Source organism: Pseudoalteromonas sp. A757 (assembly GCF_004103285.1).
Taxonomy (GTDB): domain Bacteria; phylum Pseudomonadota; class Gammaproteobacteria; order Enterobacterales; family Alteromonadaceae; genus Pseudoalteromonas; species Pseudoalteromonas galatheae.
In genome coordinates, this window is sequence record NZ_QNQN01000064.1 from 170,442 (window position 1) to 181,401 (window position 10,960).

At 43.5% G+C, this 10,960-nt stretch carries 9 protein-coding genes; 7 read left to right on the plus strand and 2 right to left on the minus strand.

All coding sequences use genetic code 11. The features are described from left to right. The first annotated feature begins 43 nt into the window (after window positions 1-43). Both DRB05_RS08440 and DRB05_RS08445 read left to right on the plus strand, forming a co-directional pair. Window positions 44-865, plus strand: a complete 822-nt coding sequence (locus tag DRB05_RS08440; RefSeq protein ID WP_128726542.1) for a hypothetical protein — start codon at window positions 44-46, stop codon at window positions 863-865. A 15-nt stretch (window positions 866-880) separates the two neighbouring features. Further along, the gene (locus DRB05_RS08445) at window positions 881-1,723 is read left to right on the plus strand and encodes a hypothetical protein (protein WP_128726543.1); all 843 of its coding nucleotides are present in this window, start codon (window positions 881-883) and stop codon (window positions 1,721-1,723) included. 17 nt (window positions 1,724-1,740) lie between these two features. Here DRB05_RS08445 and DRB05_RS08450 read toward each other — a convergent pair whose 3' ends face one another. Beyond that, window positions 1,741-3,123 (minus strand): pyridoxal-dependent decarboxylase, encoded by a 1,383-nt coding sequence (locus DRB05_RS08450; protein ID WP_128726544.1) that lies wholly within the window; start codon window positions 3,121-3,123, stop codon window positions 1,741-1,743. Between the two features lie 95 nt (window positions 3,124-3,218). Between DRB05_RS08450 and DRB05_RS08455 the strand changes: the two genes are divergently transcribed. Together DRB05_RS08455 and DRB05_RS08460 are read left to right on the plus strand one after the other, a co-directional pair. Continuing rightward, window positions 3,219-4,613 (plus strand): PLP-dependent aminotransferase family protein, encoded by a 1,395-nt coding sequence (locus tag DRB05_RS08455; protein WP_128726545.1) that lies wholly within the window; start codon window positions 3,219-3,221, stop codon window positions 4,611-4,613. Window positions 4,614-4,654: 41 nt separating this feature from the next. After that, window positions 4,655-5,236, plus strand: coding sequence for a nucleoside deaminase (locus tag DRB05_RS08460; protein WP_128726546.1), 582 nt, complete (start codon window positions 4,655-4,657; stop codon window positions 5,234-5,236). Window positions 5,237-5,290: 54 nt separating this feature from the next. On the opposite strand, the gene DRB05_RS08465 is transcribed toward DRB05_RS08460, so the two are convergent. Continuing rightward, window positions 5,291-6,328 carry a LacI family DNA-binding transcriptional regulator gene (locus DRB05_RS08465; protein ID WP_128726547.1) on the minus strand — a complete coding sequence of 346 codons (1,038 nt, stop codon included), beginning with the start codon at window positions 6,326-6,328 and terminating at the stop codon, window positions 5,291-5,293. 381 nt (window positions 6,329-6,709) lie between these two features. Here DRB05_RS08465 and pgi point away from each other — a divergent pair, with 381 nt between their 5' ends. The 3 genes from pgi (at window position 6,710) to pgl (ending at window position 10,766) form a co-directional block, all read left to right on the plus strand. Next, a complete protein-coding gene (gene pgi / locus DRB05_RS08470) occupies window positions 6,710-8,356 on the plus strand; it encodes a glucose-6-phosphate isomerase (protein ID WP_128726548.1) in 1,647 nt (548 codons plus the stop codon). A gap of 230 nt (window positions 8,357-8,586) precedes the next feature. Beyond that, a complete protein-coding gene (gene zwf / locus DRB05_RS08475) occupies window positions 8,587-10,056 on the plus strand; it encodes a glucose-6-phosphate dehydrogenase (protein WP_128726549.1) in 1,470 nt (489 codons plus the stop codon). Further along, a complete protein-coding gene (gene pgl, locus DRB05_RS08480) occupies window positions 10,056-10,766 on the plus strand; it encodes a 6-phosphogluconolactonase (RefSeq protein ID WP_095729954.1) in 711 nt (236 codons plus the stop codon). The genes zwf and pgl overlap by 1 nt, the downstream gene beginning before the upstream one ends. The last annotated feature ends 194 nt before the right edge of the window (window positions 10,767-10,960 follow it).

The following is a 10,960-nucleotide window of genomic DNA, read 5'->3' on the forward strand; positions in this document are numbered from 1 at the left end:
ACATAAGAAACAGACAAGCCACATCAAGATTTAAGGAGCGAGTATGCCAACACCTCAACCAGGTACTGTAGTGAGCAATGCACAAACCAGAGCCGCTAATTTAACGACAACAAACAGCAATGAAGTGCCAGCGACTAAACAATTTGTAGTGAATGCTACCGGCAACTTATTTATCGCAAGTACGCTAAATAGTACCGCAGGTGGAAGTGTATTGCCGCAAGAAGCTGAAAATGCGTTTGGTGAAGTCAGCGTATTTTTTGCCGCGCTTACAAAAGCGATGGCAGAGGCTGGGACAAGTCTGTACGACTACGATGCACTCAATAAATTAGTCTCTAGCTCAGGTCTTTTTGTCAAAGTGACAGATAGCAATATTCAATTTGAAAGTAAGCAAAGTGGCGTTACTTTATCAAGCCAATTGATCCAGACGTTACTGGGGCTCAGTGGTAATTTAGCCTCCATAGGTAAATCATTGATGGATATGATCGCTGGTATGGGGCAAGCCTCGGTAAGTATCAGTGCGAGTTCCGACAGTCAAGACAAAAAGGTCGGGACGATTATTTTTGTTTGCGAATATTTACTTGGTGCTATTTCTATTGCGCCAATTGTTATCTCAGCGGATGCCAATGATGTCAAATCGGTGTGGCAAGCTGGCCCTTGTTTACAAGGCGGGCATACAGACGTGCAGTTAAGTCTGTGCAAATCAGTATACTTATTTGTGCCACCTGCATTTGTCAAGCAAGCGGCATCGCTCAATGAGGCGATGTCAGATCCAGAGTTTAATAATCTGATTGAATCAATGCGCAGTGTCATAGCCGCACCCTCGCAAGCCACGGCAGCCAGTAAAACGACTAAAAAGGACAGTTAATGTTGGGAGTACATAATGTTCTCAACTTGGTTTAGCAAACAAGATAAACCGTCAAAACCGCAGTCTCAGCCAATATATACTCCAATTACTAAACATTATGTGTTTAATGAAACGGGTAATATCATGTTGTGTGCCACGGCGGATAGCATTCAGAGCTTTGACACTGACTTAAAAAGTGCATTCGTTGATATTAGTGTGTTTTTTGCTGCGATGACAAAAGCGGTGACGTCGACAACAAATCCGGTGACGGGTAAGCCGTTTTCAATATTTAACTATCAAGCCGTGAAAAATATTTTGGTAGAGTCAGGGCTTTTCATTGAAACCAATGTGGAAGAAGGCACTTTTAGTCATGATGGCGTAGGTAATACGCTCGGCAAAGCGCTGTTTCAGCATGTACTAAATCGAGAGTTTTCTGAAAAGCAGCTGCCTTTTGCCAAGTCCATGTTTAATGGGATGCAATATCAAAGGGCGAAGATGGCAGAGCAATCTGAGATGACGGAAGCACAACAGCAGCTGTGCCGCAGTGGAAGCATCTTTTTTATTGGTGAGCTGTTGATGGGCGTGCCACAAACGTCGGCAATTTTGCTTAGTATCGAACCACAAAGTATTGCCCAGTCGACCGGCGATACCGAGAGTGACTGGCAAGACTTATTTTCGTTGGCTGGGTTAGATGAAGACAAGCATCAGCCCAAGCACATCGTGCGTCATTGGAAATTTAAAAAACGTACTTATCTATTTGTACCACCGCAGTTTATTTCTCATGCGGTGGCTGGACTTGGTGAGCAAAGCAATATCGATTTTGAGGAATACAGTCGCAAATTGGCGCAAAGTATCACTCCTAATCACAGCGTTAGCTAACTTCAAATATTATAATCTTAAAGCGCCTTAGCTAATTCGGTTAATGCGCTTTTTGCTATGTCTAAATCAACTTGCTCCGTTTGCCAATTACTGAGCGCAGCACGGATCACCTTATGTCCTTGCCAACTCCCAGGGCTGACAAATATACGGCCGTCTGCATTAATGGCATGAAGAAGGGCGGTTGTCGCGTCGTCGTCTTTACCACTTGGCTTGAAAAGCACTACATTCAACTCTCCATAATAAACTAAATCATAGTCTGGAGAATCAGCAAACCAGTCTGCAAGTTGTTTAGTTTGCGCAATATTTTTGCTTACCCATTGACGGATACCGTCTTTACCATAGGCAAGTAACGACATCCAAACGGGCAGTGCCCTAAATCGACGAGAGTTTTCTACACCCATCGAAAAAAAGTCGGGGTCGGCTTTTGATGTGACTAAGTAAGGCGCTGGAACGTCGCAGCTTTCAACCAAGTAGTGCAAATGACGAGTGAGAAAGATCCCGCAGTCGTATGGAACATTAAGCCACTTGTGTGCATCTAAGGTGATGCTATCGGCTAACTCAAGCCCCTTAGTGCGACCTTGGGAACCGGAAACCAGACGCTCGAAAATGCCAAATGCAGCATCAACATGCAGCCAAGCTTGGTGTTTATCGCATAATCGGCGGATCTGAATTAAATCATCAAAATTAGTGCCAGTAACGGTGGCGGCACTGGCGATGACAATTTTTCCTTTGGCGTTACTTTTTTCAAGTGCTGACTCAAGCGCTGCGGTATCCGTAGCCTCATTGCCTGTTTGCGTTGCTACTCTAGTGATTTGGTTGCGGCCTAGGCCTGCAAGACCAAGCGCCTTAATCATACTCGCGTGGGGCGTCGCGCAAAAAACCTCGACTTCCAAACCGAAGGCCCCTTCCTCTGCCACATTGATCCCTTGTTGGTGCCCTGCAAACTGACGTGCTATGACTGCACCTAAGTAATTTGCCGCCGTTGCCCCTGTGGTAAAAAGACCATCAAAGCTTACTGGTAGGTCGAATAATTCGGTTAGCCAGCGAATAGCCTGGCGTTCTATATTGGTTGCGATGGAGCCATCACCCTTTGAGACATTTTGGTCGTAGGTTGACACCAACCAATCGGCAAAAGTAGCGATTGGCGTTGCGCCGCCAGTGACGAATCCCCAATACCTAGGCCCAGTACTTGTGCTTAGGTTTGGTACCACTTGTTTACTAAAAATCTCTATCAGTGACTCAAATGCAACTCCAGACTCTGTGAGTGTTAGATCGGGCGGAGCAATATCGCGACCTGCGACTGAGCGACTATTGCTCGACTCTATAAATGCCTCGGTAAGTTTAGAAAACTCAGTGAGTAATTGGGGTAATACTTGCCATTGGTTGTGTGTCATCGTCATGTGCCAATCCTATTTGTGAACGAATACTGGAATTACAGTGTAACTTCGGTAAAAATACAGTACAGATACAAAGTTCTTTGTTGTTAGGGGTACAGATGGCGAGGAAGTTTATTACATTAAGTGAGCAGGTGATTGCAGAGATAAACACCGGTGAACGTCAATGCGGTGAAAAAATGACTTCGCTTAGGATCTTTGCTAAGCAGCATGACGTGAGTATGAGTACTGCAATTAGAACCTATGAGGAATTACAGGATAATGGCTTTTTAGTTTCCCAAGAGAAATCTGGTTTTTATATTTGCAAACCAGCGGCTAAAAATAGCGATATTGACTTTGCAAAGTTTAAAAGTGAAGTGAAATCTCCTAAAAAACGGTTAAGCTCATCTGTTGTTGGGCTCAATACGATGTTATCAACGGTGCAAGTAGCGCCCGAGTTGATGCCCATAAATCGTCTGACTAAGTTTATAAAGCGAGCGTTCGACTCTCCTCAGTATCACCATTTTCATTATCCAAGCGCAATAGGACTGATGTCGCTCAGAGAGAATCTAACCGAGCACTTTAAACAAAAGGGGTTGGCGCTTAACCCTGATAATCTTGTGGTGACGAGCGGCTGTATTCAAGCCGTGATGGCGGGACTGCAGGCTGTCACAAAAGCGGGGGATTGTGTGGTGGTGCCGTCACCATGTTATCAAGGTTTATTGCAACTGCTTGCGACGCTACAACTCAAGGTGATTGAGATCCCAACGACACCGGAAGGACTCGATCTAGAAGCCTTAGAGCAGGTGGTGACAACGCAAAGGGTATCTGCGTGTTTGCTTACGGCAAATCACCAAAATCCAATGGGGCACAGTCTGTCCGTGCAACAAAAAGCATGGCTTGCAGACTTTGCTGCGCAGTATCAAGTGGCGATTATCGAAGACGACGTATTTGGAGAGCTGAGCCACAATCAAACAATGCCTTTACCAATAAAGGCATGGGATAAAGCCGGATATGTAATTTGGTGCAGTTCAGTGTCTAAGACATTAGCGCCGGGTTTGCAAGTTGGATGGTGCGAAGCTGGGCGTTATCAAAGCCAAGTGGTAGCGCTCATGCAGGCATTTCACGGCATGCCAAATCAATGTTTACAAATGGCGGTATCACACTTTATTGAGACAGGACATTATCAGCGTCATTTACGGGCGCTTAATCGCACTTTAGCTGGACACTGTTTCGCTTACCAAGTGTATTTGAAATCGCGTTTACCGGAGGGCTGTAAAATATCTTCCCCACGGGGTGGAATGGCATTATGGCTGAAACTGCCTAATATTGATTGTGATGTACTCGCTTCACGGCTCGCTGAGCTCGGGGTTGAAATTCGCCAAGGCAGCTTATTTACAAGTCGAGATTTGTATCAAGATCATCTTCGGATCAATTGCGGTTGGCCACTTGAAGCGGCAAAACCTTGGTTAGATAAACTATGTGATTGGGTACTTCATAATTACGCCAAATTATAGTGTTAAGCTCGGATCCTATAAAAGCGACAAGGAATTAAAAAATGACTGTATTACTCAACGCACAAACCCAAGTAAATAGTGAAGCGCTCAATGCCATTGCACATATGCCAACCAAGAGTCTTGGCGTATTACTCGATAGCGACTTTACGCGTAAGCTTTGCGATAAAGACTTTATGCACATTGCTGTTTTACTGGCAAAAAAAGGCTATGAAGAGGGCGGGTGCCCAATTGGTGCGGTTATTGTTGATAATGAAAGCAATCAAATTGTAGGTAAAGGACACAACACTTTAGTACAAGAGAGCCACCCATATAACCACGGTGAAACCTCGGCAATTCGAGACGCAGGAAGGGTTGATTTTAGTAAAACCACTTTGTACACCAGCTTAAGTCCTTGTGACGTATGTGCAACATTACTCTACATGCGTGGGTTTCAGCGAGTCGTGGTTGGGGATATCACAAATGCTTCAGGTAATGAGCCACTGCTTGAAAGCAAGGGCGTACAGGTTGATATTTTAGAAGATGAACAAGGTATTGAATTGTATCAACAATTTCGTGCTGAAAAGCCAGAGCAAGATTTAGAAGATTGGCAAGGTTTGGCGGCGGTTAACGCTCGTAAAGCCTAGGCAAGATTGATTTTTGAGATAGGTCGGCCTATGGGCCGACAACCAGCTAATCCGTTACTGAGTTATTCTACCTGTGCTTTCTCGAACCACTATGCTTGGTGTGAACACATGTGAGACCTCTTTATCATTTTTCCGATGTCCCCGTGTTTTAGAAAATAATAAACGCGCAGCATGTTCAGAAATAATGTTATTAGCCTGATGTGCGGTTGTAAGCTTAGGCCAAGTTTGGCGGGAGAATGGAGAGTCTTCGAAGCCACTGATAGACAGTTGACCTGGGATCTCTATGTTCATCAGCCGCGCAGCAAATAAAGCGCCAGCTGCAACCTCATCGTTACCACCTAAAATTGCTGTGATTTGGTTTGGATTGCCTTCGGCCAGCAATGCTTTAGCGCCCTTTACCCCAGATTCAAATGAGTAAGTACCGTGATAAAGCAGTGAGTCATCCTGTGTTATACCGTGGGCTTTTAGCGCATCACGATATCCTGCTAAGCGCTCTGCTGTTGATTTGTGTTCCTCATCCCCAAGTACAAAAGCGATGTTTTTGTGTCCAAGTTGGATCAAATGCTCGGTAATTTCATAGGCTGCAGCGTAATCATCAACAAAGATACAGTTATTTGCGCTATTTTTCGCTTCTTGCGCTCGACCTGAAAGCAGCCGTACGTAGTGAATGCCAAGTTCATCTAGCATATCAATAATAGCTTGTTGCTCGGATAGGGGAGGAGTCAAGACTAAACCCGCGAGACGCGAGCGCTTGATCATTGTGATGAACTCTTCGGCCATATTTTCCGAGTTGGACTCACATGGGTGGATAACGAGCTCATACCCTTCGTCTCTACAACGAGATAACACCCCATTTTGCATATCAATTACGTAATAGGCATTGGGATTGTCGTAGACTAAGCCAATTGCAAATGAAGAAGTACCAGCTAAGTTTCTTGCAGCAATATTGGGCTGATAATTAAGCTCTTTGACTGCTTGCATTACTTGATCGTAAGTTTTTTTTCTAACCGAAGGTTCTTTATTGATTACCCGCGATACGGTTTTCATTGATACGCCAGCTAGCTTGGCAACATCATTAATAGTGACTTTCATGTAGTTGTTCTTCTATTTACGGTCTGTATCGATCATTGTTAAGCACAGTGGAATAGTAGCGCTTTATGTATGCAGAAGCTAGCGCCCAGTTTCTACAATATTTAGCTCCTAAAGCGACCATTGGCTTAATAAAAGGATCATCTGTTTGTCTTAGTCTATCTAAGAAGTACGGAATTTAGCACTACAATTCACAGAAATAAATGAATGATACCGGTGTCAAAAATTTTATTTTAGGTTATTATTCGCAGTGTAAAATTGAAAAGAAGCAATTTGACAGCGTTGTCATTTTGGCATAATGTGCTTGTTTAGTCATGTTTCTTTGTTGTTACTACCTGAAAAGTAAGGTAACTAACAATCACTTACGTCTTAGGGGAGTGTGTTATGGGTGGTCGTGTAGATTTGGATAGTTGGCAAAAGCTCAGTAGTTCTGCGCAGCGAGTAGAGCAAGAGCATTTAAAAACAATGTTTGAAAACGATGCGCAAAGGTTTGAAAAGTTCTCTCGTCAAATCTCGGGTGTGTTGTTCGACTTTTCCAAGCAACGCATTGACGACCAAATATTCTCTGAGATGATGCAGCTCGCAAAAGAGAGTGACATCGCACTTTGGCGAGAAAGAATGTTCTCTGGTGAAAAAATAAACATCACTGAGGACAGAGCTGTTTTACATACGGCGCTGCGTAATCGTGCTAATACACCTATTTATGTGGATGGTGTAAATGTTACTGAACAAGTCAATGCGGAATTAGAAAAACTACAAGCATTTAGTAACAGAGTTCGTTCGGGCGAATGGCAAGGGTATACAGGCAAAGCCGTCAAAGATGTGGTTGCGATTGGCGTTGGTGGTTCTAACCTAGGTCCGCAAATGGTAACTGATGCGCTTGCCGCGTATGCAGATGACACGCTAAAAGTGCATTACGTTTCGAATGTTGATGGCGTACAGATTGCTTCGGTGCTGAAAGATTTAGACGCAGAAACAACCTTATTTGTTGTGTCATCAAAAACTTTCACGACCTCAGAAACTATGACCAATGCAAAGACCGCAGTTGAGTGGTTTTTGAACGCAGCTAATGATAAATCGGCAATTGCCAAGCACTTTGTTGCAGTGAGTACCAACCTGGAGAAAACCAGAGCGTTTGGTATTAGCGATGACAATGTGTTTACGATGTGGGACTGGGTTGGTGGTCGTTTCTCGCTATGGAGTGCAATCGGATTACCAATCGCACTCTATTTAGGCTTCGATAAATTTGTTGAAGTGCTTGAAGGTGCATTTGAAGTCGATGAGCACTTTAAAACAGCAGATAACGAGGACAATATTCCTTTGTTGATGGCGTTGCTAAGTGTTTGGAATACCAGCTTTTTGGGATATCAAGCACAAGCAATTTTACCTTATGATCAGGCGCTTCATATGCTACCTGCGTATTTACAACAAGGTGAAATGGAAAGTAATGGAAAGCATGTTACCTTTGCTGGAGAACAGGTAAACTATACGACTGTGCCGATTATTTGGGGCATGACAGGTATAAATGGCCAACATGCTTTTTATCAATGCCTGCACCAAGGTAATGTGATTGTACCTGCTGATTTTATCGCTTCCATTGAGCCGCAAAACAAAGTAGGTCAGCATCACGATATTTTATTGTCTAACTTCTTCGCTCAAACTGAAGCGATGATGGCGGGTGTAGATGCACAGCAGGTTCGTGAAGATTTAACGGCTAAAGGTAAGTCGGATGCGGAAATCGACAAGTTGATCCCGCATAAAATACACCAAGGTAACCGTCCAACCTCTTCATTTATCTTAGATAAGGTAGATGCAAAAGCAGTAGGCCGGCTAATTGCCCTGTATGAACACAAAATTTTCTGCCAAGGTATCATTTTGGATGTGTGTTCATTTGACCAATGGGGTGTAGAGCTTGGTAAAGGGCTTGCTTCAAATATTGAAGCTGAGCTAACGCAAGAAGGTGTTACTAACCCTCATGATAGCTCAACGGCGGGTCTAATCGCTTATTACAAGCAAAAGAGAACGAATTAATACTTCGAGTGGAACTTGAAGTAAACAGAATACCTTTGAACGGGTAGCGCTGGAGTACTTAGAACCTGTATTTTTGTGAGAGGAAATACAGGTTTCTAAGACTCATTTACTAGTGCATTGCAATAGAAATCATCACCCGTTACATAATGAGTTTGGTAGGCTTTGGAGTGGCTCCAAATCGAATAAACACTGCGTGCTTGTAGTGCACGCCTAACTTATGAGAGTGAACTATGCTTAATCCTTTTGACATCGTAATTTTTGGTGGGGGAGGCGATTTAGCACTTCGCAAACTCCTACCTGCTTTGTATCGTGCATATCAAGAAGGCAACTTACCTGAAGGCACTCGCATCTTACCGACCGTTCGTGAACAAAACAAACAACAAGAATTTATTGAAACGGCACATATCGCATTACAAACTCACCTTGGCAAAGGCGAATATAACAAGAAAGATTGGTCTGAATTTGAACAGTTTTTAGTCCCAGTGGTAGTCAATGTTACAGAAGAAGACGAGCATTGGGATACGCTAAAGAATATTTTGGCTGATGGCGAAGATAAGTCTCGTGTCTTTTACTTGTCACTTCCTCCTGCGGTTTATGGCCGTTGTTGTGAGCTACTTTCAATCAAAGGGCTCATTACCGAACAATCACGTGTAGTTGTTGAAAAACCTATTGGTTATTGCGGTAAATCGGCAGAAGAAATTAATGCAAAAATAGGTGAATTCTTCTCGGAAGAGCAAGTTTTCCGCATCGACCATTATTTAGGTAAAGAAACGGTTCAAAACCTGATGGCGCTTAGATTCTCAAACGCACTTTTCGAGAATTTATGGGATGCTAAAGCTATAGATAATATTCAGATCAGTATCTCTGAAACGGTAGGTCTTGAAAGCAGAGCTGGTTTTTACGACAAAGCAGGTGCGCTTCGCGATATGGTGCAAAATCACTTATTGCAACTACTTTGCTTGGTTGCGATGGAGTCACCACATAAACTGAATGCCAACAGCATTCGCACTGAAAAGCTTAAAGTATTAGAAGCGCTCAGACCGCTAATTGACTCGAATGTAGATAATAATGTTGTGCGTGGTCAATATGTGCCAGGTGACCTTGAAGGTAAGCTAGTGCCTGGTTACTTAGAAGAGTTGGGTGAAGGGTCGAGTAAAACAGAAACATTTGTTGCTATTCGTGCTCACATTGATAACTGGCGTTGGTCTGGCGTGCCTTTCTATTTAAGGACAGGTAAACGTATGAAAAAGCGTTGTGCTGAAATTGTGGTTGAATACAAGCCAGTTTCTCATAATGTTTATGGTGACTCGGCAGGTCCAATTCAGCCAAACCGTTTGGTAATAAGATTACAGCCTGAAGAAAGTATTCAATTAACGCTAATGTCTAAGCGTCTAGATAACCTTGAAATGCAACTAGAGCCAGTGACGCTAAATATCTCATTGAGTGAAAAGTATAACAATGGCTATCATTCAGATGCTTATAAGCGCTTAATGCTAGACGCCGCTGCAAATAACCCGGCTTTATTTATTCACCGTGACGAAGTGCGCCAAGCGTGGCAGTGGGTTGATCCAATCATTGAGCGTTGGCAGAGTAAAGGGGCTCCATCACTTTATCGTGCTGGCTCTTGGGGTCCTGAAGATGCTGATGAACTACTAGAAGAAAACAAACATGTTTGGTTCAACGCGGGAGAGCAAGCGTAATGGCACAGTTGACAGAAAGAAATTTCAGCTCCAAAGACGAAATGACAGCAGCGCTTGCAGAGCTACTTCAAGCTGGGATCAGTCAAGGTATTGAGCAAGACGGTGAAGCAGTATTGTTAGTGTCTGGTGGTTCATCACCGGCTCCAGCGTATCGTCACCTTTCTGGTGTTGAACTAGGCTGGGACAAAATTACGGTTGCTATGGTTGATGAACGTTGGGTCGAACCTGATCACGAAAAGTCTAACGAAGCATTTATCAAGTCGACATTACTGCAAGACAAAGCGGCGAATGCTCAATTTGTGACAATGAAGAATGCGGCAAAGTCGGCAGAAGAGGGAGCTGGTGCATGTGAGTCTGATTATGCGGCGCTAAAAAAGCCATTTGATGTTACTATTTTAGGAATGGGGCCGGATGGCCATACCGCCAGTTTATTCCCAAATGCGAAAGGTCTAGAGCACGCGTTAACGACCACAAATACCGTATGCGCAATTAATGCCCATCAAAGTGAAGTGACAGGCGAAATCACTGAACGTATGAGTCTGTCTCTTGCGGGGATTGCTAGTGCTAAGACGGTAGTTTTATTGATTTCAGGTGATGAGAAGAAGGCAGTGTATGAAGCGGCAAAACAACCCGGCTCAGAGTATGAAGTACCACTGCGTGCTGTATTAAATCATCCTGATATTAATTTGACCGTATTCTGGTGCCCGTAACCTAAGATCATAGGTACTAGAAATAGTAGAAGGTAAGGTTGGCGTGGTAGCTAGCCTTACCTAGATTATTTGAGTCAACTGATTGAATACCTCTGGACATTAAGCTCGAAGCGACAATACTTCTTACTTCTTACTTCTTACTTCTTACTTCTTACTTCTTACTTCTTACTTCTTACTTCTTACTTCTTACTTCT